At 71.5% G+C, this 22,019-nt stretch carries 22 protein-coding genes; 10 read left to right on the top strand and 12 right to left on the bottom strand.

What is annotated here, in order from left to right; genetic code table 11:
- Positions 1–48: 48 nt before the first annotated feature.
- A complete protein-coding gene (locus ACSP50_RS12305; protein WP_014689522.1) occupies positions 49–1,941 on the bottom strand; it encodes an ABC transporter ATP-binding protein in 1,893 nt (630 codons plus the stop codon).
- 203 nt (positions 1,942–2,144) lie between these two features.
- Here ACSP50_RS12305 and ACSP50_RS12300 point away from each other — a divergent pair, with 203 nt between their 5' ends.
- Entirely contained in the window at positions 2,145–2,549 is a 405-nt protein-coding gene (locus tag ACSP50_RS12300) for a MarR family winged helix-turn-helix transcriptional regulator (RefSeq protein ID WP_014689521.1), read from the top strand.
- 317 nt (positions 2,550–2,866) lie between these two features.
- Here ACSP50_RS12300 and ACSP50_RS12295 read toward each other — a convergent pair whose 3' ends face one another.
- Both ACSP50_RS12295 and ACSP50_RS12290 read right to left on the bottom strand, forming a co-directional pair.
- On the bottom strand, positions 2,867–3,712 hold the full coding sequence (locus ACSP50_RS12295; RefSeq protein WP_014689520.1) for a tetratricopeptide repeat protein: 846 nt from the start codon (positions 3,710–3,712) through the stop codon (positions 2,867–2,869).
- A 63-nt stretch (positions 3,713–3,775) separates the two neighbouring features.
- Positions 3,776–4,279 carry a MarR family transcriptional regulator gene (locus tag ACSP50_RS12290; RefSeq protein WP_014689519.1) on the bottom strand — a complete coding sequence of 168 codons (504 nt, stop codon included), beginning with the start codon at positions 4,277–4,279 and terminating at the stop codon, positions 3,776–3,778.
- Between the two features lie 74 nt (positions 4,280–4,353).
- On the opposite strand from ACSP50_RS12290, the gene ACSP50_RS12285 reads away from it, so the two are divergent.
- Positions 4,354–6,309: an MMPL family transporter gene (locus tag ACSP50_RS12285; protein WP_014689518.1), complete on the top strand. Its 1,956-nt coding sequence runs from the start codon at positions 4,354–4,356 to the stop codon at positions 6,307–6,309.
- Here ACSP50_RS12285 and ACSP50_RS12280 read toward each other — a convergent pair.
- From ACSP50_RS12280 to ACSP50_RS43885, 3 genes are all read right to left on the bottom strand, one after another.
- The gene (locus ACSP50_RS12280) at positions 6,299–7,444 is read right to left on the bottom strand and encodes an LLM class flavin-dependent oxidoreductase (protein WP_043514020.1); all 1,146 of its coding nucleotides are present in this window, start codon (positions 7,442–7,444) and stop codon (positions 6,299–6,301) included. The genes ACSP50_RS12285 and ACSP50_RS12280 overlap by 11 nt on opposite strands.
- 157 nt (positions 7,445–7,601) lie before the next feature.
- Positions 7,602–7,775 (bottom strand): CsbD family protein, encoded by a 174-nt coding sequence (locus tag ACSP50_RS12275; protein ID WP_063714005.1) that lies wholly within the window; start codon positions 7,773–7,775, stop codon positions 7,602–7,604.
- A gap of 81 nt (positions 7,776–7,856) precedes the next feature.
- A complete protein-coding gene (locus ACSP50_RS43885; RefSeq protein ID WP_231956914.1) occupies positions 7,857–8,042 on the bottom strand; it encodes a hypothetical protein in 186 nt (61 codons plus the stop codon).
- Between ACSP50_RS43885 and ACSP50_RS12270 the strand changes: the two genes are divergently transcribed.
- From ACSP50_RS12270 to ACSP50_RS12260, 3 genes are all read left to right on the top strand, one after another.
- Positions 8,026–8,982: a LacI family DNA-binding transcriptional regulator gene (locus ACSP50_RS12270; RefSeq protein ID WP_231956913.1), complete on the top strand. Its 957-nt coding sequence runs from the start codon at positions 8,026–8,028 to the stop codon at positions 8,980–8,982. The genes ACSP50_RS43885 and ACSP50_RS12270 overlap by 17 nt on opposite strands.
- 82 nt (positions 8,983–9,064) lie before the next feature.
- Positions 9,065–10,738, top strand: a complete 1,674-nt coding sequence (locus ACSP50_RS12265) for a glycoside hydrolase family 13 protein (protein ID WP_014689514.1) — start codon at positions 9,065–9,067, stop codon at positions 10,736–10,738.
- Positions 10,739–10,933: 195 nt separating this feature from the next.
- Entirely contained in the window at positions 10,934–13,318 is a 2,385-nt protein-coding gene (locus tag ACSP50_RS12260) for a bifunctional diguanylate cyclase/phosphodiesterase (protein ID WP_099344048.1), read from the top strand.
- A 168-nt stretch (positions 13,319–13,486) separates the two neighbouring features.
- On the opposite strand, the gene ACSP50_RS12255 is transcribed toward ACSP50_RS12260, so the two are convergent.
- Genes ACSP50_RS12255 through ACSP50_RS12245 form a run of 3 tightly spaced genes read right to left on the bottom strand, consistent with a single transcriptional unit; the run spans position 13,487 to position 16,177 of the window.
- On the bottom strand, positions 13,487–14,296 hold the full coding sequence (locus tag ACSP50_RS12255) for an ABC transporter ATP-binding protein (RefSeq protein ID WP_014689512.1): 810 nt from the start codon (positions 14,294–14,296) through the stop codon (positions 13,487–13,489).
- Positions 14,283–15,314 carry a glycine betaine ABC transporter substrate-binding protein gene (locus tag ACSP50_RS12250; RefSeq protein ID WP_014689511.1) on the bottom strand — a complete coding sequence of 344 codons (1,032 nt, stop codon included), beginning with the start codon at positions 15,312–15,314 and terminating at the stop codon, positions 14,283–14,285. Before ACSP50_RS12250 ends, ACSP50_RS12255 begins: the two co-directional genes overlap by 14 nt.
- A gap of 14 nt (positions 15,315–15,328) precedes the next feature.
- A complete protein-coding gene (locus ACSP50_RS12245) occupies positions 15,329–16,177 on the bottom strand; it encodes an ABC transporter permease (protein WP_014689510.1) in 849 nt (282 codons plus the stop codon).
- Positions 16,178–16,339: 162 nt separating this feature from the next.
- Between ACSP50_RS12245 and ACSP50_RS12240 the strand changes: the two genes are divergently transcribed.
- The 4 genes from ACSP50_RS12240 to ACSP50_RS12225 are packed head-to-tail and all read left to right on the top strand — an operon-like array spanning position 16,340 to position 19,703.
- A complete protein-coding gene (locus tag ACSP50_RS12240; RefSeq protein WP_043511293.1) occupies positions 16,340–17,251 on the top strand; it encodes an amino acid ABC transporter permease in 912 nt (303 codons plus the stop codon).
- The gene (locus ACSP50_RS12235) at positions 17,248–18,015 is read left to right on the top strand and encodes an amino acid ABC transporter ATP-binding protein (RefSeq protein ID WP_014689508.1); all 768 of its coding nucleotides are present in this window, start codon (positions 17,248–17,250) and stop codon (positions 18,013–18,015) included. Before ACSP50_RS12240 ends, ACSP50_RS12235 begins: the two co-directional genes overlap by 4 nt.
- 15 nt (positions 18,016–18,030) lie before the next feature.
- Positions 18,031–19,008 (top strand): ABC transporter substrate-binding protein, encoded by a 978-nt coding sequence (locus tag ACSP50_RS12230; RefSeq protein ID WP_014689507.1) that lies wholly within the window; start codon positions 18,031–18,033, stop codon positions 19,006–19,008.
- Entirely contained in the window at positions 19,005–19,703 is a 699-nt protein-coding gene (locus tag ACSP50_RS12225; RefSeq protein ID WP_014689506.1) for a GNAT family N-acetyltransferase, read from the top strand. The genes ACSP50_RS12230 and ACSP50_RS12225 overlap by 4 nt, the downstream gene beginning before the upstream one ends.
- Here ACSP50_RS12225 and ACSP50_RS12220 read toward each other — a convergent pair.
- A complete protein-coding gene (locus ACSP50_RS12220) occupies positions 19,675–20,520 on the bottom strand; it encodes a helix-turn-helix transcriptional regulator (protein ID WP_043511287.1) in 846 nt (281 codons plus the stop codon). The two genes, ACSP50_RS12225 and ACSP50_RS12220, sit on opposite strands and share 29 nt — an antisense overlap.
- 198 nt (positions 20,521–20,718) lie before the next feature.
- Between ACSP50_RS12220 and ACSP50_RS12215 the strand changes: the two genes are divergently transcribed.
- Positions 20,719–20,901: a hypothetical protein gene (locus ACSP50_RS12215; RefSeq protein WP_014689504.1), complete on the top strand. Its 183-nt coding sequence runs from the start codon at positions 20,719–20,721 to the stop codon at positions 20,899–20,901.
- Positions 20,902–20,954: 53 nt separating this feature from the next.
- On the opposite strand, the gene ACSP50_RS12210 is transcribed toward ACSP50_RS12215, so the two are convergent.
- Positions 20,955–21,176 (bottom strand): DUF397 domain-containing protein, encoded by a 222-nt coding sequence (locus ACSP50_RS12210; protein ID WP_014689503.1) that lies wholly within the window; start codon positions 21,174–21,176, stop codon positions 20,955–20,957.
- 492 nt (positions 21,177–21,668) lie between these two features.
- Positions 21,669–21,974, bottom strand: coding sequence for a hypothetical protein (locus ACSP50_RS12205; RefSeq protein ID WP_014689501.1), 306 nt, complete (start codon positions 21,972–21,974; stop codon positions 21,669–21,671).
- Between the last annotated feature and the right edge of the window lie 45 nt (positions 21,975–22,019).

Raw genomic sequence — 22,019 nt, 5'->3', positions numbered from 1 at the left:
GCCCGCACGCGGAACGCACCGACGGGTGGCGGGTCGCGGTCCGCGCCCTCAGGAGGCAAGGGCCGCGTACCGGCCGCCCTCGGAAAGCAGCGAGTCGTGGGTGCCGGATTCGACGATCCGGCCGTGGTCGATCAGCACGATCTGGTCGGCGTCACGCACCGTCGACAGGCGGTGGGCGATGGTCACCGTGGTCCGGCCGCGGGACAGCTCGTCGAACGCCCGCTGCACCGCGCGTTCGGTCTCGTTGTCCAACGCGCTGGTCGCCTCGTCCAGGACCAGGATCTTCGGGTCGCGCAGCAGCGTGCGGGCGATCGCGATCCGCTGTTTCTCGCCACCGGAGAAGCGGTGGCCGCGCGAGCCGACCAGAGTGTCGTACCCCTCGGGCAGACTCTCGATCAGCGCATGGATCTGGGCGGCCCGGCAGGCCGCCTCGATCTCCGCGTCGGTGGCCGTGGGCTTGGCGTAACGGAGGTTGGCTCGGATGGTGGTGTGCAGCAGATACGTCTCCTGGCTGACCACGCCGACGATCGTGGACAGGTCGGCGAGGTCCAGGTCGCGCAGGTCGACGCCGTCGATGGTGACCCGTCCGGCGGTGGGGTCGTGAAGCCGGGCGATCAGCGCCGCGGCCGTGCTCTTGCCCGAGCCGGTCTCGCCGACCAGCGCCAGCGAGGTCCCGGCGGGCACGTCGAGGTTGACGTCGGCCAGCGCGGCTCGGCCGCCGAGCGCATCCTGCTTGACCTCAGACCGCGCGGACCTGCCCGCCGGCCCGTCCGGTTTGATGCCGACCGGCACGTCACGGTCGACGCCGGTTCCGCCGGAGACGCCAACCGGCGCATCGCGGTTGACATCGGTCGCGGTGGAGGCATCGGTGTCGTACGCGAAAGAGACGTTCTCGAAGCGGAGGTGACCGCGGACCTCCGGCAGCCGGATCGGCGAGGCCGGCGACGCGATCTCGACCGGCAGGTCGAGATATTCGAAGATGCGCGCGAACAGCGCCAGCGAGCTGGTCATCGTGACGCTGACGTCGAGCAGGCTCATCAGCGGACGGAAGAGGTTGCCCTGCAGCGCGGTGAAGGCGACCAGCGTGCCGATGCTCATCCCGCCGGCCGCGAAGGGCAGGCCCGCGGCGAGATAGATGGTGGCCGGAATGATCGCGAAGATCACGCTCATCGCCGCCATCCGCCAGCGACCGGCCAGTTCGGAGCGCAGTTCCAGGTCGATCAGCCGGCCGGACGATCCGGTGAACCGCTCGACCTGTGCCGCGCCCGCGCCCATCGTCTTGCTGAGCTGGATGCCGCTGATCGACAGCCCCTCCTCGATGATCACGTTGAGCTCGGCGAGTTCCCGCTGACGTTCGGCGGTGATCTGCCGGCGCATCCGGGCGACCCGCCGGGTCAGATAGATCGCCGGCGGCAGCACGAGCAGCGAGATCAGGGTGAGCTGCCAGGTCAGCGCGACCATCGCGACGGTGGTGGCGACCACGGTGGTGAGGTTGGCCGCGATGCTCGTCGCGGTCGACGTGACCACGGTCTGCATGCCGCCGATGTCGTTGGTGATCCGGGACTGCACCTCGCCGGTGCGGGTCCGGGTGAAGAAGGCGATCGACTGCTGCTGCAGGTGGGCGAAGACGTCGACGCGCAGCCGGTGCATGACCCGCTGGCCGACGGTGGTGGAGATCCACGTCTGCAGCACGCCGAGCACCGAGGTGATCGCGGCGACCACGATCATGCCGAGCACCAGCCAGGACAGCAGGTGCAGATCGCCGTGCGGCAGGGCGACGTCGATGATCTGCCGGAGGAGGAAGGGGGTGGCCATACCGAGCACGGATGACACCACGATGATCGCCACCACGACGGCGAGCTGCCGCCGGTGACCGATGAAGAGCGCGCCGATGCGGCGCAGCGAGACGGATCGGGCCTGCGCCCTCTCCGCGGGGGTCACGGTGCGTGCCGCGCCCCGGCCTGGTCGTTCCGCCAAGAGCAAAACCTTTCCTGTGTACGGGGATGGCCCCGCCGTCGAAGACCAACCGGACACGGCGCACGCAACGCGGTGCGCTCACCGTGGTGGTGTCTACGGTGGTGGCCCAGCAAGCTGAGGTTACCTCACCATGAGGGAGCAACGGTAATTGCTGGTACGTTGTTCCCGTGGAGGAAGAGTCGCTCAACGACGCGTTCTGGGCGGTCAGTCGCCGGCTGCGTGAGCAGGCCCGCAGCGAGATGGAGCCGTGGGGCGTCGCGCCGTCGCAGTTCCGCGCGCTGAGCGTGCTACTCGCCCACGGTGACATGCGACTCAGTGCGCTGGCTGAGCGGCTCCGGATCGCCCCGCGGTCCGCCACCGAGGTCGTCGACGACCTGCAGGAGCGCGGCCTGGCCGAGCGCCGCCCCGACCCCGACGACCGCCGCGCCACCCTGGTCACCCTCACCGACCTGGGCCGCACCACCGGCGCCGAGATCAAAGCCGCCCGCTCCGCCGCCGGCCAGCGGGTCTTCGCCGCCCTCACCCCCGACGACCAGGCGCAGCTCGCCCGCATCCTCCGCCAGCTCACCTGACCGCGCACTCCCACACCGCCGACCAGGCACTCCGGCACGACGGGTGAAACGCCCGGCGCGCGCGATGAGCGGCCTGGAGATCGAACAGCGCGGGGATCGCGCGGCCAACGATCGCCCGGCGCGAGGGTGGGGCAGCGCGAGGGTAGGGCAGCGCGAGGGTGCGGCAGCGCGAGGGTGCGGCAGCGCGAGGGTAGGGCAGCGCGAGGGTTGAGCGGCGCGAGGGTTGAGCGGCGCGAGGGTTGAGCGGCGCGGGGGGTCCAAGGATCGCGCGGCGCGAGGATTGGGCGGCGCGAGAGTTGGGCGGGCTCGGGGAGGGGTCAGAGGAGGGAGCGGCGGAAGGCGATCGCGCCGCAGCCGGCTACGGCGCCCAGGCAGAGGATGGTCAGGTACAGGCCGGCCGGCAGGGTGACCAGCGATGTCGCGGCGAGGACGCCGAGGACCAGCAGGGCGACCAGGCACCAGGTCAGGGCCACCCGCGCGACGTAGCCGATGGCGTCCTTGGCCAGGACGGCGCGCTCGTCGACGCGGCCGGTCGGCCCGACCCGGAGTGACTCGGCGAATCCGTCGGCGGCCTGCGCCAGGGAGGCGGCGTCCACCACCGGCTCCATGGCGATCTCGAACAGGGCCAGGGTGCGGTGCGCGGCGGCGTGCCCCGGTTCGAGGGCCAGGGCGCGGCCGACGGATTCCCGGGCGCTGAGCGGGCGGCCGGCGGCGAACAGGGCGCGGCCGAAGGTGACGTGCAGGTCGGCGTCGTAGTCGGCGAGCTCGACGGCGATCTTCAGGTTGTCCAGGGCGTCACCGACGTGGCCGGCGGCGAGCTGGGCGTCGGCCAGGCGGTTGTGCAGCCGCGGGTTGCCCGGGTCCTCGCGGCAGGCCGCGGCCGCGGCTTCGATCGCTTCGCGGTGCCGGCCGAGTTCGGTGGCGGCGCGGCTGAGCCAGTACAGGGTTTCCGGCCCGTGCGGGTCGAAGTGCCAGGCGGCCTTGGCGGCGCGCAGACCGCCGTCGAGGTCGCCCATCTCCAGGTGCGCCCGGGCCATCCGGTGCCAGGCGTCGACGTTCTCCGGTTGCCGGCCGACGATCGGCGCCAGCAGGTGGGCGGCGTTCTCGGCACGACCGCGGTCGAGGAGGTCGTCGGCCTGGGAGAGGAGGGGCTCGGTTCGCACGAGGCTGAAGATCGGCCGGGGCCGCGCCGACCTCGGCGATTCCCACGTTGCGACCGGGTTGCGTTATTCCGCGCGGAGCTCGTCCCGGTAGGCGAGCAGCGCCTCCACCATCCCCCGCACGAAACGCTCCACCACCTGCAGCTCTTCGGTATCGAACCGGGCCATGACCGCATCCGTGCGCGGCGCCAACGGCTGAAAGAACGCCGCGGCCAGCGCCATTCCCGCCTCCGCATACCGCAGGTGGACGACTCGCCGATCGCTGCTCTCCCGGCTGCGCCGCAGATGCCCGCCCCGCTCCAGACGGTCGATCATCGCGGTCGTCGCCCCGGAGGACAGTCCCATCGTCTCGCCGAGCCGCCCGGGTGTGAGCGGCTCCCCGGCGCGCTCCGCGTGCATGACGGCGAGGAGCGCGTGCAGGTCGGGCCCGTGCAGCCGGTGGCGTCCGGCGAAGGCGTGCCCGATGTGGTTGGCCTCGCTGGAATAGGAGTTGAGCAGGTCGACAAGCCGTGACCGGAGTCGCTGGCGTTCTGCCTTGTCCGCTTCGTCGGGCGCTCTCGTGTCCTCCACGGGGGTAAGTGTTGCAGATCCCGCAACCCTCGTGGAGAATCTCGATTATCGAGATTCTTATTCATGGAGGATTCATGAGACGGGCATGGGTTTCCCTGCTCCTGGCCCTGCTGCTGGGCGGCCTGGTCATCGGCCTCGCCGGTGAAACCCGGGTCGACAACGACCCCACCGCCTCGCTGCCGTCCTCGGCCGAGTCGACCCGGGTCGCGCGGGCGCAAGCAGGCCGCCCCACCGCGGCCCTGGTGGTGGTCGCCAGGGGCGGCCAGCCGCTGGCCGACGGCGACCTGGTCACCGTCACCCCGCTGGGCCAGCCGATCGTCAGCCAGGACCGCAGGGCGGCGATCGTCTCGGTGCCGCTGCCGTCCGGCGTCTCGTCGGACGAGACCATCAAGCAGGTCCGCGATCTGCGCACCAGGGTGCGGGCCGGCCTGCCGGCCGGGGTGACCGCCCAGGTCACCGGTGGCGCCGGGTTCTCCGCCGACCTGGCCGACAGCTTCACCGGGGCGAACACCCGGCTGCTGCTGGTCACCGTCGTCGTGGTGGCGCTGCTGCTGCTGGTGACCTATCGCAGCCCGCTGCTCTGGCTGGTCCCGCTGATCGTGGTGGGCCTGGCCGACCGGGTCACCACCGGCCTGATCTCGCTGATCTCGCAGCACACCAGCCTGCCGATCAACGGTTCCACCACGGGCATCGTCACGGTGCTGGTCTTCGGCGCCGGCACCGACTACGCACTGCTGCTGATCTCGCGGTACCGGGAGGAGTTGCACGCCGTCGACGACCGCTTCGAGGCGATGCGCCGGGCGCTGCGTGGGGCCGGTCCGGCGATCGCGGCCAGTGCCGGCACGGTGATCCTGAGCCTGCTCACCCTGCTGCTGGCCAGCCTGGAGAGCAACGTGTCACTGGGGGTCACGGCGGCCGCCGGGATCGCGGTGGCGGCACTGTTCGCGCTGCTGGTGCTCCCGGCCGCACTGGTGGTCTGCGGGCGCGGCCTGTTCTGGCCGTTCGTGCCGCGGGTCGGCCAGGACGGCGTCGAGGCGGAGAAGGGTGTCTGGGCCCGGGTCGGCCGGGCGGTGTCCCGCAAGCCGGTCGCGGTGACGATCGTCTCGATCATCGTCCTGGGCGTACTGTCCGCGGGCGGTCTCGGCACCCGGCTGGGCCTGTCGCAGACCGAGCAGTTCCGGGTGAAGTCGGAGTCGGTGGCCGGCCTGGAGACCCTGTCGACACACTTCCCGGCCGGCGCGGCCAGCCCGACCGTGGTGCTGACCGGCCCCGATCAGGCGCAGGCGGTGCTGGCCACGGTGTCCGGCACGCCCGGCGTGGCGCAGGCACGGGTCGTGGAGCAGGGCTCCATTCAGGTGATCCTGAACGCGGCGCCGGACACGAAGGAGGCGTTCGACGCGATCCGCACGCTGCGGACGAGTCTGGCTGGCCGGGCCCTGGTGGGTGGCAGCGTCGCGACCAGTCTGGACACCCGCGACGCGACCCGACACGACCTGCGGGTGATCGTCCCGGTGATCCTGCTGGTGGTGCTGCTCGTGCTGGTCGTGCTGCTGCGCGCGCTGGTCGCCCCGCTGCTGCTGATCGTCACGGTGATCATCAGTTTCGGCGCGGCGCTCGGGGCCGGATCGTTCCTGTTCGGGCACGCCCTGGACAACCAGGTGCCGCTGTTCTCGTTCCTGTTCCTGGTGGCGCTCGGCGTCGACTACAACATCTTCCTGGTCACCCGGGCCCGGGAGGAGGCCGGCAAGCGTGGCACCCGGGACGGCATGGTGCACGCGGTCGCGGTCACCGGCGCGGTGATCACGAGTGCCGGCATCCTGCTGGCCGCGGTCTTCGCGGTGCTGGGCGTGCTGCCGGTGATCACACTGACCCAGATCGGCGTGATCGTCATGATCGGCGTCCTGCTGGACACGCTCCTGGTCCGCACGGTGCTGGTGCCGGCCCTGGCCACCATCCTCGGTGACCGGTTCTGGTGGCCGGGCCGGCCGCACAGCGCCGCGCCGAACGCGCCGGAGTTGATCAGCGCTTAGCGAGGCTGGGCACCCCGGCGAACGGGATCGCCGCCGGCGCCGTGTCCTTCTCCCCCGCCGGGTGCCGCCACAGGCCCCGGCGGCGGAGCTCGGGCAGTACACCTTCGCCGAACCAGTACGCCTCTTCCAGGTGCGGGTACCCGCTGAGGATGAACTCGGAGATGCCGAGCGCGGCATACTCCTCGATCCGGTCGGCCACCTCGGTGTGGCTGCCCACCAGCGCGGTGCCCGCGCCGCCGCGGACCAGACCGACGCCGGCCCACAGGTTGGGCGCGACAAGCAGCCCGTCCCGGTTGCCGCCGTGCAGTTCGAGCATTCGCCGCTGCCCCTCGGACTCGCTGGTGCGCAGGCCGGCCTGCACGCCGGCGATGTCGGCCTCGGACACGTTCTGCAGCAGCCGGTCGGCCTCGGCCCAGGCGGCCTCGGCGGTGTCCCGGGTGATCACGTGCAGCCGGATGCCGAACCGCATGTCCGGCTTCAGCGTCCGGATCCAGGCGAGTTTCTCGGCCACCTGCGCGGGCGGCTCGCCCCAGGTCAGATACACGTCGGCGTGTTCGGCCGCGACCGGGCCCGCGGCTTTCGACGACCCGCCGAAATACACGGTGGGTGCGATGTCCGGGACCCGGGCGAGGCGCGCGTTCTCCACCTTGACGTGCGTACCGTCGTACGAAATGGTCTCGCCGCGCAGCAACCCGCGGACCACCGTGAGGAATTCCGCGGTCCGCGCGTAGCGCGCGTCCTTGTCCAGGAAGTCGCCGAACTGGCGCTGCTCGGCGGACTCGCCGCCGGTGACCACGTTGAGCAGCAGCCGGCCGCCGGAGAGCCGCTGGAAGGTCGACGACATCTGCGCGGCCAGGGTGGGCGAGATCAGCCCGGGGCGGAACGCGACCAGGAACTTGAGCCGCTCGGTGACCTCGGTGAGCATCGCGGTGGTCAGCCAGGCGTCCTCGCACCACGCGCCGGTGGGGGTGAGCGCGCCGACGAAGCCGAGCTGTTCGGCGCTGCGCGCGATCTGGCCGAGGTAGCCGATGGTCAGCGGGCGCACTCCGCCGGCCGAGCCGACCGGTGTGCCGTGACCGCCACCCACGATGTCCCGGCTGTCGCCGTTGGTGGGCAGAAACCAGTGGAAGTCCATGCCCGGGAGCTTATCCAGAAAACCCATGTAACAGATAGGCGAGGTGCGCGATTCGGATCACGGTCCGCCGCTGGTCACGATCGTCTCCTGGGGGTACGCCGTGGCACGCGAGCGGGCCGGGACGATGGTCCGTCCCGGCCCGCTCACGTCGTACCGCTCAGGACTTGAAGACGTCCTTGATCTTCTCGCCGGCCTGCTTGATGTTCGCGCTGGCCTGGTCGGCGTGACCCTCGGCCTCGAGCTGCTCGTCGTCGGTCGCCTTGCCGACGCCCTCCTTGACCTTGCCGCCGAGCTCCTCGGCCTTGTTGTCCACCTTGTCGTCGAAAGCCATCTCATACCTCCAGGTGGTGAAGTCGTGTCGAACTGTCTGGTACCCCGAGGCGGCGCGCTCCATGCATCCGCGCCTCATCGGTCACAGCGGGTTATGGTGGGCGCCGATCCGGGGAGCGTGCATGCCGTCCAGGAAGGCACCTGCAAGAACTTTCATCAACAAGGCCGGCAGCGTGCCAGAAAAAATCGCAAAAGGTGGCAAACCGACGTCGAGTGACGTGGCCGCGGCGGCCGGCGTGTCACGGTCCGCGGTGTCGTTCGCGTTCAACAATCCGCAGCGGATCTCGACCGCCACCCGGGAGCGGATCCTGGCGGTCGCCGAGGAGCTCGGCTACACCCCGAGCACGCTGGGCCGGATGCTGCAGGCCGGCACCACCAACTCGATCGGGGTGCTGCTGCCGCAGCGGCTGGCGCAGGTCATGGAGAACCCGTACTTCGCGCGCTTCCTGATGGGTGCCGGCCAGGTCTGCGACCGCGAGGGTTACACCCTGCTGCTCACCCCGCCGCTGCAGGACTCGGTGCTCAAGGCCATCCCGTACGCCGCGGTGGACGGCTTCATCGTCTGCGGCCTGGAGATCGACCGGGGCGAGGTGGCCGAGCTGGACCGGCGCGGGATCCCGTTCGTGCTGATCGACTCGGACCGGCACGAGGGTGCCCCGCACGTCGAGGTCGACGATCGCGGCGGCGCCCGCGAGGTCGCCCGCCACCTGCTGGAACTCGGCCATCGGCGGATCGCGGTGCTCTCCCTGGGACCGCGGTCGGCGGACGGGCACCGGGGACCGCTCGCGCGCCGGCTGGCCGGGATCACCGATGCGCTCGCCGAGGTCGGGCTCACCCTCGCCGACGTGCAGCTGGCCGAGGTGCCGGTGACCCGCGGCGACGGATACCGGGCGACGAAGGCGCTGATGTCCGACGCGAAACCGACCGCGATCCTGGCCCTTTCCGACGTCCTGGCCTACGGCGCCGTGGATGCGCTGCAGGAGCTCGGCGTCGACGTCCCCGGCCAGGTGTCGGTGACCGGTTTCGACGACCTGGCCGAGTCCGCCTGGTTCCGACCCCGGCTGACCACCGTGCGCCAGCCGATCGTGACCAAGGGCCGGATGGCCGCCGAGTTCCTCGTGTCGGCCATGCGGGGCGAGGATCAGCACCCGCAGCAGACGCTCGGGACCTCCCTGATCGTGCGAAATTCCACCGCAAAACCCGCATAACGACGGCTTGCAAGAACTTGCTGAAAGAAAGCAGCCGTCAGGCTATGTAACACGTGTTAGTTGCCTGCTACCGTTCCTCGCCATGACCGACCAACTGATCGCACCGCCCACTGTCGAGGCGCCGCCGGCTTCCTGGTGGCGCAACGCGGTCATCTACCAGATCTATCCCCGCAGCTTCGCCGACTCCAACGGCGACGGCATCGGCGACCTGCCGGGCATCAGCAGCCGCCTGCCGTACCTGAAGGATCTGGGCGTCGACGCGGTCTGGCTCTCCCCGTTCTACGCGTCGCCGCAGGCCGACGCCGGCTACGACGTCTCCGACTACCGCACCGTCGACCCGATCTTCGGCACCGTCGCGGACGCCTCCGAGCTGATCGCCGGCGCGCACGCGCTGGGCCTGCGGGTGATCGTCGACCTGGTCCCGAACCACTCCTCCGACCAGCACGAGTGGTTCCAGAAGGCGATCGCCGAGGGCCCCGGTTCGCTGTTCCGCGAGCGCTACCACTTCCGCCCCGGCAAGGGCGAGAACGGTGAGCTGCCGCCCAACGACTGGCCGAGCATCTTCGGCGGGCCGGCCTGGACCCGGGTCGCCGACGGCGAGTGGTACCTGCACCTGTTCGCCCCGGAGCAGCCCGACTTCAACTGGGAGCACCCGGCGGTCCGCGACGAGTTCAAGACCATCCTGCGGTTCTGGCTCGACCTCGGCGTCGACGGTTTCCGCATCGACGTGGCGCACGGCCTGGTCAAGGAGGCCGGCCTGCCGGACGTCGGCTCGCACGCCGAATGGCACCTGCTGGGCGTCGGCGAGAGCCCGTGCTTCGACCGCGACGGAGTGCACGAGATCTACCGCTCGTGGCGGCGGATCCTCGACGAGTACCCGGGCGACCGGGTCGCGGTCGCCGAGGCGTGGGCGCCGACCCTGGCCCGGGTGGCCGACTACGTCCGCGACGACGAGCTGCACCAGGCGTTCAACTTCAGCTACCTGGGCACCGCGTGGAACGTGCACGAGCAGCAGCAGATGATCGAGGACTCGCTGGCCGCGATGCGCGCCGTCGGCGCCCCGACCACCTGGACGCTGTCCAACCACGACGTGGTCCGGCACACCACCCGGCTGATGCAGACCGCGGACGGCGAGGTGGCCGGCCGCAAAGCGGTCGCCGTCGACGAGGCGGCCGGCCTGCGCCGGGCCCGGGCGGCCAGCGCGCTGATGCTGGCCCTGCCCGGCTCGGCCTACCTCTACCAGGGTGAGGAGCTCGGCCTGCCCGAGGTGCTCGACCTGCCGCCGGAGGTCCGCCAGGACCCGGCCTTCCACCGGGCGACCGGGCAGGACGGCTACCGCGACGGCTGCCGGGTGCCGATCCCGTGGAGCGGCGACACCGCGCCGTACGGCTTCGGGCCGGACGGCGGCGGCAGCTGGCTCCCGCAGCCCGCCTCGTGGGCCGGGCTCAGCGTCTCCGCGCAGGCCGGGACGCCCGGCTCGACCCTGGAGCTGTACCGTGCCGCGCTCGCCGAGCGGCGGGTCAACCCGGCGCTGCAGCCGATCGACAACCTGCGCTGGCTCAGCGCGCCGGCCGGGGTGCTCGCCTTCGAGCGGTCCGTCGAGGGCGCCCCGGTGTTCCGCTGCACGGTCAACATGGGCGACCAGCCGGTGACCGTCGCCCGCCCCGGCACGCCGCTGCTGGCCAGCGGCCCGATCGAGCTCGGCCCGGACGAGGTCGAGCTGCCGCCGGACACCACCGTGTGGTGGTCCGTCTAAGCCTGGAAACCGGCCCGGCCACCCGTGGACGGTACGGGTGGGCGGGAGTGCGGGTGTGACGTGCCTTGGGGGGTGAGCGTCACACCCGCACTTTATCCTTTTCAAGATCAACACACGATGCGCCGGTACGCCGATGGCCGCACCCCTTCTGCGACTCTTCTCAGCTCACCCGGGATGCCGCCGATCGTGCCGGACATGCGACCAGTGGGACGACCGGCCCGCACGGCCGGGCGCATTCTGCTCCTGGCCTGTGTCTGGGCCGGGCTGAGCATCGTGCTCGGGATCGCCGGCATGCTCAGCGACCACCCGCCGGCCTGGCTGCTCTGGCCCACCGGGATCGCGGCGGCCGCCACCGCGGCGTGGGCTGCCCACACCGCGGCGGCCGGCACCGAGGGCGACGCGCACCGGTTCTGGCGGCGGCTGACCATCTCGGCCTGCGTGCTGACCCTCGGCACCGTCAGCCACGCCATCCGGACCACCCTGGCCGGGCATCCCATGCCGATGAACACCCTGAGCGCGGTGTGCTATCTCGGCTCGGTGGCCGGAACCGCGTACGCCATGATCCGCCTCCCGCACCCGCCGCGGACCTGGCGCGCCAATCTCGCGATCTGCCTCGACATCGCCATCGTCGGCGTCGCCTCGGCCGTGGTCATCACGCACTTCCTCTGGTCGATGCCGGTGCCCGGCGGCCCGCCGACGGGTGGCCCGATGCCGGCCGGCGACATGCCGCCCGGCCCGATGCCGCAGCTCGGCCTGGCCGCCGGCCTGATGCTGATCGTCCTGGTCACCGCGATCACCGCGGTGGTCGCGGTGATCCGGGTCGGGATCACCGGCGCGGGCGGCGTGCACGGGCCGGCCCTGTGGTACCTCGCCCCGCTCGGCCTGCTCGCCCCGATCTCCTGGCTGATCTACCCGGCGGTCCGCGACTGGCCGCACCTGTCGGTCACCGCGATCGTGATGCCGCCGCTCGGACTGATGTTCGCCCTGGCCACCCGCGCCCAGCTCCGGCACGTCGACCACCCCCCGGTCCGCCGGGTCGGCCCGCCCTGGGTGCAGCGCTGGCGCCGGGTCAGCGTGGTTCCGGTCGCCGCCGTCGTCGTCACCGTCGGCATGCTCGTCTTCGTCACCCTGCACCTCGGCTTCCTCCCGCCCGGCCTGGCCGGCGGCTCGGTGGCGCTGACCACCCTGGTGGTGATCCGCCAGCTGACCGCGCTGTCCGACAACACGGTGCTGGTCGACCGGCTGGAGGAGCAGGCCAACCACGACGATCTGACCGGCCTGCCGAACCGCCGCATGTTCAGTGCGACCCTGCAGGACCGGACCGACCCGGTCACCGTGGCGGTCTGCGACCTGGACGGCTTCGGCACCCTCAACGACCGGCTCGGCGACGCCCGCGGCGACGCCCTGCTGCGCGCGGCGGCCGCCCGCATCACCGCAACCTTCGGGCCGGACGCGGTCGTCGCCCGCCTGCTCGGCGACGAATTCGGCATCCTGCTCCCCACCGGCGCGGTCCTCCCGGCCACCGGGCTGCCCGGCTCCGGACCCCCGGCCCCGCTCGCCTCGACCACCGGCCTGCCCGGCTCCGGATCGCTGGGTGAGCGGCTGGTCCGGGCGTTCCGGCTGCCGCTGCAGGTGGACGGCCACGACCTGCTGGTCACGGTGACCGTCGGGGTGGCCGCCGGCCGCGACGACGAGGTCCCCGACCTGCTGCGCCGGGCCGAGCTCGCGCTCAAGGCCGCCAAGCGGGCCGGTGCCAACCGGCACACCGAGCACACCGACGAGATGGACAGCACCGCCCAGCACGACGCCGACCTGGCCGCCGCGCTGCGCCGCGGTCTGGACAGGGGCGAGTTCCGCCTGGTCTACCAGCCGATCGTCGAGCTGCCCGGCGGCCGGATCACCGGCGTCGAGGCGCTGGTCCGCTGGCACCCGGCGGACGGCCCGCCGGTCTCCCCGGCCGAGTTCATCCCGGTCGCCGAACAGACCGGCCTGATCCTCGACCTCGGCCTCTGGGTGATCGAGACCGCCTGCGCGGACGCCGCCCGCTGGCAGCTCCGGCACGGCGTCGACGCGCCCCGGGTCAACATCAACGTCTCGGCCCGTCAGCTGCTCGACCCGGACCTGCCCGACCAGGTCGCCGCCACGATGGCCCGCTACCACCTGGACCCCGACAAGATCACCCTGGAGATCACCGAAACCGCCGTGTTCGGCGGCGGCGCCGCCCTGAACACCGTCCGCGACCTGCGCGACCTGGGCGTCGGGGTGGCCCTCGACGACTTCGGCACCGGCCAGAGCTCGCTCACCCTGCTGCGCACCTGCCCGGTCACCACCCTCAAGGTCGACAAGTCGTTCATCGACGAACTCAACGGCACCGCCGAACAGGAGGCGATCGCCACCTCGCTGAGCACGATCGCCGCCACGCTCGGCCTGCGCGCGGTCGCCGAGGGCGTCGAAACCCGCGAACAGGCCATCCGCCTGGAGGCGCTGGGCTACCGCTACGCCCAGGGCTACTACTTCGCCAAGCCCGGACCCGCCGCCCTGATCGACGCCGCCCTCGACCACACCCCGGCCACGATCTGAGTCCCGCCGGCGGACCGGTCCCGGCCGCCTGACCCCGCGGTGGCCCGGCGAGCCGGAGATCGAGGCAGCGGATTCTGGCGATGAGTTCGACTCGCGGCCCCGGCGTGCTCAGCGCCCGAGGCCCCGCGGTGGTGCCCGGACGTGCGACACCACCACGGGGGCGGCCGGTCAGACGGTGGCGCGGTCGCGGATGGCGTGGCCGACCTCGGCGCGCAGGGCGGCGAACTCCGGCGAGCCGCGCAGCTCGTCGGCCGCGACCCCGGTGCGGGGCAGGGCGATCGGCAGGTCGAGGGCGATCTGCCCGGGCCGCGGGGTGAGGACCACGACCCGGCTGCCCAGGAAGACCGCCTCGTCCACGCTGTGCGTCACGAACACGCAGGTCCGCCCGGATTCGGCGCTCACCTTGCGCAGGTCGGCCTGCAGGCGTTCCCGGGTGAGCGCGTCGAGTGCCGCGAACGGCTCGTCGAGCAGCAGCAGCGGGTTGTCGACGGCGAGGGCGCGGGCGATCGCGACCCGCTGCTGCTGGCCGCCGGAGATCTGCCAGGTGCGCCGGTTGGCGACGTCGTGCAGGCCGACCCGTTCCAGCAGTTCGTCGATCCGGCCGCCGGTGGCCGGCTGCCCGGCGTATCTCAGGGCGAGCGCGATGTTGCCGCCGACGGTCTTCCACGGGAACAGGCGGGGCTGCTGGAAGACCAGGCCGGCGCCGCGCCCGGGCACCGGTGGCGACCCGGCGGTCCGCACCGTGCCGGAGGTGGGCTGCTCGAAGCCGGCGATGAGCCGCAGCAGCGTGCTCTTGCCGCAGCCGGACGCCCCGACCAGCACCAGGAACTCACCGGCCGGCACGGTCAGGTCGACCGGCCCGACCGCGGTGACGTCCCCGTAGGCATGCGTCACCGCGTCGAGCCGCACGGCCGCGGCCCCGGCGCCGGAGACAGCGGCGGTGGAGCCGGCGGCGAGACCGATGTCAGCCGAGGGCACTGGGCAGACCCTTCACATAGATCGCCTTCTGCGCCGCGTCGAGGCTCGGCACCGCGTCGATCTTCTGCTGCGACTTGAGGAACTCGGCCGCGCTCACCAGGTTGTCCGCGATCTTGCCCACCTTGCCGTCGGTGCCCAGCCAGTCCGGCGACGAGATGTCCGCCGGCTTGAGAAACACGCCCTGCTGCAGCTGGTGCGCGGCGTCGTCGGCGGACAGGTTGAGTTCGGCGCCGACCGCCTTGGCCGCCGCGGCCGGGTCGGTGGCGATGGTGTTCAGCGCCTGCGCCTCGACCTTGCGCCAGGCGTCGACCGCCTCCGGGTGGGCTCCGGCGAACGGCGTCGACACCACGCCCAGGTCCAGCGTCGGCTTGCCGGCGGTGGCCAGCTGGCGACTGCTGATCAGCACCTTGCCGGTCTTCTTGATCTCGTCGAGGGACGGCAGCCAGGTGTACGCCGCGTCCAGATCGCCGCGGGTCCACGCGGCCTGGATGTCCTGCGGCTCCAGGTCGACGATGGTCACCTCGGACTCCTTGACCCCGGCCTGGTCGAGCGCGGCGAGCAGGCTGTAGTGCGAGGTGGACGCGAACGGGGTGGCGACCTTCCTGCCGCGCAGCCCGGCCACGTCGGTGATCCCGGTGCCGTTGCGGGCGACCAGCGCCTCGTTGTCGCCGGCCACGTCGAGCACGAAGGCGACCTGGTAGGGGATGTTCAGCGGCGCGGACAGCCCGCGGGCGACCGGGCTGGAGCCGATCGCGGCGATGTCGACGCTCTTGGCGACGAACGCCGTGTTGATCGACGCCCCGGAGTCGAACTTCGTCCAGGTGATCTTGTAGTCGGGCAGCGCCTTCTCCAGCAGCCCCTGGTTCTTGACGATCAGGTCGCCGCTGGGGAACGCCTGGTAGGCGATGCGGATGGCCTTCTTGGAGGCGTCGCCGCCCCCGCTGGCGGCGCCGCCGCTGCCGCAGGCGGCGACCAGCAGCAGGGACAGGGCGGAGGCGGCAGCGAGCAGTCTCTTCATGGGGAACGTTCCTTTTAGCTAATGCCCCGCCACGGGATCAGCCGTTGTTCGGCTACCCGCAGCAGGGCGTCGATGAGCAGGCCGGAGAGGCCGATGGCGAAAAGTCCGAGCACGACCACGTCGGTCTGCGAGTAGCGCTGCGCGTCGCGGATCATGCCGCCGATCCCGGGCACCCCGTTGATCGTCTCGGCGGCGACCACCGAGGAGTATGCGACGCCGACCGCGAGCCGGATGCCGGTGAAGATCTCCGGCAGCGCGCTGGGCAGCACCACGTCGCGGATCGACTGCCAGCGGCCGGCGCCGAGCGCGCGGGCCGCCTCGATCAGTCCGGCCGGCGCGCCGTGCACCGCGGCGGCGGTGGCGACCGCGACCGGGGGCAGCGCGGCGATCGAGAGCAGCCACAGCTTCGGGGTCTCGTCGATGCCGAACCAGATGATGAACAGGCTGAAGTAGGCGAGCGGCGGCAGCGCCCGGACGAAGGTGACCACCGGCTCGGCGATCACCCGCAGCCAGCCGACCGTGCCGAGGAGCACGCCGATCAGCAGGCCGCCGGCGATGCCGATGGCCGAGCCGATGACGATCCGCCGGAGGCTGACGCCGAGGTGTTCGATGAGCAGGTGGCCGCTGTATCCACGGACGCCGTCGTGCACGGTGGAGGTGAGGATCAGCTGGTGCCAGACGGCGCCGGGCGACGGGATGAAGGCCGGGTTGTTCAGCACCCGGGCCGCGATCTCCCACAGCAGGCCCAGCGCGACCAGAGCGACCAGCCGGAGAACGAGGCGGCGGCGCAGTCCGCCACCGGGCGCGAGCGCCGTGGTGGCGACCGGCGCGGTGGCGCCGGCAGGAGCGAGCAAGGTGGTCACGGATATCTCCAGGCAGAGGCATGTGGCAATGCCTGGTATTCCTATCGTACCGATGGGCTTTATCGCAATACCGGTCCCATGGGGTGGCGGTAACAAGCTCGTAAAACATATTCGCTCGATAGGACTTGTGGGTTACCGCCATGGAAACCTAGCGTCAGCGTCGTGAGCGTCCTCTCCCCACCGCGTCCGACCGCACAGGCCGGCGACGACACCCGCGTGGTGCCCGCTCGGCACCCCTGGCGCTGGGCCGGAGCCGCCCTGGTGCTGGTCCTGCTCGCCCAGTTCGTCCACGGTCTGGCCACCAACCCCGGCTGGGAGTGGCACACCTTCACCGGCTACATCTTCGAGAAGTCGGTGCTGCACGCCCTGCTGGTCACCCTCGAGCTGACCATCGCGGGCGCGGCACTCGGCTTCCTCGGCGGCATCCCACTGGCCGCCATGCGCCTGTCACCCAGCCCGATCCTGCGCACCGTCAGCTGGACCTACACCTGGGTGTTCCGGTCCGTGCCGCTGATCGTGCAGCTGCTGTTCTGGGCCAACCTGGGCTACCTCTACGAGAAACTGCAGTTCGGGCTGCCGTTCGGGCCCGGCTGGTCGTTCGCCACCAAGGACCTGATCGGTTCGTTCGGCGCCGCCCTGCTCGGCCTGGCGCTGCACGAGGCGGCGTTCGCCGGCGAGATCATCCGCTCCGGCCTGCTCAGCGTCGACCAGGGCCAGCACGAGGCGGCTGCGGCACTCGGCCTGCCCCGGCACCGGCAGTTCTTCCGGATCGTGCTGCCGCAGGCGATGCGGGCCATCCTGCCGAACGCCGCCAACCTGCTGGTCGACCTGCTCAAGAGCACGTCGATCGTGTACGTGCTGGCCATCGGCGAGCTGTTCTACCAGGTGCAGGTCGTCTACGGCCGCAACGGGCGGGTGGTGCCGCTGCTGATGGTCGCCACCGTCTGGTACGTGGTGCTGACCGCGCTGCTGTCGATCCTGCAGTTCTACGTGGAGCGCTATTTCGCCCGCGGCGCCGTGCGGACCCTGCCGCCCACCCCGTTCCAGCGACTCAAGGCGGCGATCAAGCGATGAGCACCCCCGTGGTCGAGCTCACCGGCGTGCACAAGTCGTTCGGCACCCTCGAGGTGCTGCGCGGCATCGACCTGACCGCGCAGGCCGGCACGGTGACCGTGATCCTCGGCCCGTCCGGCTCCGGCAAGTCCACCCTGCTGCGCAGCATCAACCACCTCGAGAAGGTGGACCGCGGCCGGGTCCGGGTCGACGGCGAGCTGATCGGTTACCGCGAGGCCGGCGAGAAGCTGCACGAACTCGGCGAGCGGCAGATCCTCAAGCAGCGCGCCCGGATCGGCTTCGTGTTCCAGAACTTCAACCTGTTCCCACACCTCACGGCCCTGGAGAACGTGGCGGAGGCGCCGATCTCGGCGCTGAAGAAGAACAGGGCGTCGACGTACGCGCAGGCCCGCGCCCTGCTCGACCGGGTGGGCCTGGCCGACAAGGCGGACGTCTATCCCCGGCAGCTCTCCGGCGGCCAGCAGCAGCGGGTGGCGATCGCCCGCGCGCTGGCCCTGGAGCCGCGGCTGATCCTGTTCGACGAGCCGACCTCGGCGCTCGACCCGGAACTGGTCGGCGAGGTGCTCGACGTGCTGCGCGACCTGGCCGCGGCGGGCACCACGATGATCGTGGTGACCCACGAGATCGGCTTCGCCCGGGAGGCCGCCGACACCGTCATCTTCATCGACGAGGGCCGGATCGTCGAACAGGGCCCGCCGGCCGAGGTCCTCGACAACCCCCGCCACGAGCGGACCAAAGCATTCCTCTCGGCAGTTCTCGTCTAACAAACGGAGTCATCCATGCGTACAAGAGTCGCCATCGTTTTTGCCGCAGTGGCGGCGCTGGGCCTGACCGCCTGCGCCGCGCCGGACGAGTCCCCGGCGGCCGCGGCCGCCGCCCCGGGCGCGTCGGCCGGGCCCGGCATCAACATCAGCCCCGACCAGAACCGGATCGTCCCGGCCAAGGACGACGCGATCGCGGCACTCGTCCCGGCGGACATCCGGGCCACCGGCAAGCTGACGATCGGCGTGGGCGCGGCCGGTTCCGGCTCGCCGCCGCTGGCGTTCACCGCGACCGACAACAAGACGCTGATCGGCAACGAGCCGGACATCGCCTACGCGGTCGCCGGTGTCCTCGGCCTGCAGCCGGAGATCGAGAACACCTCCTGGGAGAACCTGTTCATCGGCCTGGACAGCGCCAAGTACAACGTCGGCATCTCCAACATCACGGTCACCGAGGAGCGCAAGGAGAAGTACGACTTCGCCACCTACCGCCTGGACAACCTGGCCTTCGCGGCGAAGAAGGGCAGCGGCTGGAAGATCGCCGGCCCGGCCGACGTGGCCGGCAAGACGATCGCGGTGAGCTCCGGGACCAACCAGGAGAAGATCCTGGTCGAGTGGAGCAAGGAGGCCGAGAAGCAGGGCCTCAAGCCGGTCAACATCAAGTACTACCAGACCAACCAGGCCACCTACCTGGCGCTGGGCTCCGGGCAGATCGACGCCTACCTCGGCCCGAACCCGAGCGTCGCCTACCAGGTCGCGGTCGATGGCAAACTGGAGATCGTGGGCACCTACTCGGGCGCCGGCGCCACCCTGCAGGGCAAGATCGCACTGACCACCAAGAAGGACGACGGCCTGGTCAAGGCGCTCGGCGCGGCGGTCAACAAGCTGATCGAGACCGGCGACTACACCAGGATCCTGCAGCGCTGGAACCTGACCAACGAGGCGGTCGACAAGTCCGAGATCAACCCGCAGGGTCTGCCCAAGGCGAACAAGTGACCTCCGCGGTCACCGACGACCGGGTGCTGGACAACCCGGCGTGGCTCGCCCTGCACGGCGACCACGCCCGGTTCGCCCAGGTCCACGGCCTGGCAGCGCGCTACCACAGTGACGTGGCACCGTTCCACGCGCTGGGCGCGCCGGAGGACCCGCGGGCCTGGTCCGACCTGAACGCCTTCGTCCCGCCCGGCGAGCCGGTGATGCTCGCCGGGCTGGGCGCCCGGCCCGGCCCCGGCTGGGAAATCGACCGCAGCATCGACGGCGTTCAGCTGGTCGACGTGTCACTGCGCGCCGAACCGGACCCGAACCTGGTCGTGCTCACCCCGGACGACGTGCCGGAGATCCTCGACCTGATCGCCCGCACCCAGCCCGGCCCGTACCTGCGGCGCACCATCGAACTCGGCACCTACCTCGGCTTCCGGGACGAGGGCCGGCTGGTCGCGATGGCCGGCGAACGCCTGCGGCCACCGGGCTGGACGGAGATCAGCGCGGTCTGCACGGACGCCGCCTACCGCGGCCGCGGCCTGGCCACCCGGCTGGTCCGCGCGGTGGCGGCCGGCATCCGCGCCCGCGGCGCCACCCCGTTCCTGCACACCGGGGCGGCCAACACGACCGCGATCCGCCTCTACGAGGCGATCGGTTTCCAGCTACGCCGCACGGTGGACTTCACCGCGTACCGCCGAGCTGGCTCCTGACCGCCCGCAGGTTGTCCGCGGTCTTCTGCGCGGCCACCCGCAGCCGGGCGCGCTCGGCCTCGGTCGGCGCCTGAGCCAGCCACTCCTGGCGGTGGGCGAGACATTCCGCGAGCAGCTGCTCCGCCCGGAACGTCTCGCCCATCTCGGAGCAGACCACCGCCAGCGACTCCTGAGAGGTCAGGGTGGCCATCGCCGACTCGCCCAGGGTGGCCAGCCGCGCCTCGTAGGCGATCTTCAACGCGTTGTACGCGGCCCGCAGATTGTCCCGCGCGAAGTGGACCACGCCGAGGTTGTGCTGGGTGGTCAGGGTCAGCGGGTCGTCCTCGCCGAGCAGGAGGCGGCGCTGCTCCAGCACCCGCTCGTAGATCTCCTGCGCCAGCGGCAGCGTGTCCGGGTCGGTCATCCGGCCGGCGATCTCGGCCATCACGCTGAGCGTCCTGAGGTGCGCGTCCGGGCTCGGCCGCGGCGGTGGCGCCGGCCGTTGGTTGGCCCGGTGGCTGCGCTCCCGTGCGGCGTTCTGGACGATCCGCCGCCACGCTTCGTCCAGCGCCTCCAGCAGTTCCTCCCGATCGACGCCGCACGCTTGCGCCAGCGGGCGCAGCAGCTGGCCGTCGATGCTCGAGTAGCGCCCGGTCAGCAGATCGTTCACCCGGGTCTTGGAGAGTCCCGGGGTTCCCACCGCCTTCTCCGCCACCTGCCGCTGCGAGCGGTTGCGCTCGGTGCGGTACCAGTTCAGGGCGGTGAGAAGCTCCTCGGCGGTCCGGGCGTCCCGGAACCGCTGCAGCAGGGCGTCGTCCGCCGGGCGCGGCGTGCTCATGCGGCGCTGTCCCGGACGTGTCCCGTCCACTGTCCACGAGCCCGCGGGGACGGCCCCGGACACGTGTCCGGCGGCCCTGGACGGCCGGTTCCGGCCACCGGCCACGTCCATGTCCCGGCCTCTGCCGGCCACCCCGGGAACGGGCGCACGCTGGCTCTCATCCCGGCAGGCGCACGGCACGGAAAGGACGGCACCGCGGTGATCGAGCTCTTCATCTCGTCCCTCATGACCACCGAGCACCTCGCACTCCTGGAGGCGCTCACCGTGATCCTCAAGTTCCTGGCCGCCCTGTGCGGCGGCGTGGCGAGTGTGGTCCTGCTCGTGACCCGGATCCGCCGCTGGACGCGGCGGCGCCGGCGGACCGACCGGACGGCCCGCTGACCCACAGTCTGCACACCGCCCCGCCGGCCACCCGGCCGACGGGGCGTCATCCTTCAGGACAGTGGACGGTCGCCTGCGGGACCGAAGACACCGGACCGGATCGCGGAGAGGAAACCGGCCCACTGGCCGGCGGTGCAGGTGATCGAGCCGGCCGACGGATCCTTGCTGTCCCGGATCAGCACGGTGTCCCCGACGGTCGCGACCTCGACACAGTTCCCGGTCCCGCAACGGGCGCTCCTGCGCCACACAGTGTGCCTCGGCGACGTGTCGCCCAAGACGCCTCCCTGGTCGGACGGATCTTTATCACCCGCGTCGGCGACGCCCCAGAGTGTAGATTCTCCTCGATCCCCGGGCCAGTCTGATCAGGACCGTGGAACTGTAAGGAATATGCACCCCGGATCGGATTAGTCCGCTCGGGTCACGATTCCCGGATGCCCCCGGCGGTTCTTGTACGATCCGAGTCACCAGGACGATCCGGCCGCAGGCAGCGGTCCCGCACGATGACGAGGTGGCTGTGCGACCTGCTCCTTCCCTCGGGCAAGCGCCTGTTCGACCGAGCGAGCCACCCGCCGACCCCGCCTCCCCGATCCGCCTCGCGGTTTACGCCATCTGCACCGGGGCGATCGCTCTCGGGTCGGGCCGGGCATTCGGATCCACATTCTTCACGAGCACCTCGGCGAGAGCCGCGGCGCTCGCCGTCATCGCCTTACCGGTCAGTGTCGCCGCCGGCCTCGCCTGCGATCCGGTCCTGCGGCGGTGGCAGCAGTTCATCGATGGTCGTCGCGGTCCCGAGGCCTGACCCGGGCCCGCATCAGCCGGGCCGCCGCCCACGTCGACAGCACCACCATCGCGGCCACCGCGACGCTGAGCATTTGCACGTCCCGCAGCAGCAGGGCGCCGATCAGCACCAGCGACCACACCAGCAGCAGCGCCCGGACGAAGTTCTCGGGTTTCGTCACGATGCCGGTCGCCAGGTCCAGGGCGGCATGCAGCACCCCCACGAGGCCACCACCCCGCCGGCGGCCGCGCGGCGCGCGCGGGTCGATGTGCAGTTCGCGGTCGATCTCGGTCACCGGCTCGCGCCTCCCCTCCCCTGATCAGGGCGCGTGTGACACCAC

Source organism: Actinoplanes sp. SE50/110, assembly GCF_900119315.1.
Lineage (GTDB): Bacteria > Actinomycetota > Actinomycetes > Mycobacteriales > Micromonosporaceae > Actinoplanes.
Note: the sequence above shows the minus strand (reverse complement) of the source record. Positions and strands in the feature narration are given on the sequence as shown.

What these genes read in the sequence shown, in the direction of transcription:
- ACSP50_RS12285 (WP_014689518.1), top strand. Translation starts at nt 4,354, where the DNA reads ATGAGACGGGCATGGGTTTCCCTGCTCCTGGCCCTGCTGCTGGGCGGC.
- ACSP50_RS12280 (WP_043514020.1), bottom strand. Translation starts at nt 7,444, where the DNA reads ATGGACTTCCACTGGTTTCTGCCCACCAACGGCGACAGCCGGGACATC.
- ACSP50_RS12275 (WP_063714005.1), bottom strand. Translation starts at nt 7,775, where the DNA reads ATGGCTTTCGACGACAAGGTGGACAACAAGGCCGAGGAGCTCGGCGGC.
- ACSP50_RS12265 (WP_014689514.1), top strand. Translation starts at nt 9,065, where the DNA reads ATGACCGACCAACTGATCGCACCGCCCACTGTCGAGGCGCCGCCGGCT.
- ACSP50_RS12260 (WP_099344048.1), top strand. Translation starts at nt 10,934, where the DNA reads ATGCGACCAGTGGGACGACCGGCCCGCACGGCCGGGCGCATTCTGCTC.
- ACSP50_RS12250 (WP_014689511.1), bottom strand. Translation starts at nt 15,314, where the DNA reads ATGAAGAGACTGCTCGCTGCCGCCTCCGCCCTGTCCCTGCTGCTGGTC.
- ACSP50_RS12235 (WP_014689508.1), top strand. Translation starts at nt 17,248, where the DNA reads ATGAGCACCCCCGTGGTCGAGCTCACCGGCGTGCACAAGTCGTTCGGC.
- ACSP50_RS12230 (WP_014689507.1), top strand. Translation starts at nt 18,031, where the DNA reads ATGCGTACAAGAGTCGCCATCGTTTTTGCCGCAGTGGCGGCGCTGGGC.
- ACSP50_RS12220 (WP_043511287.1), bottom strand. Translation starts at nt 20,520, where the DNA reads ATGAGCACGCCGCGCCCGGCGGACGACGCCCTGCTGCAGCGGTTCCGG.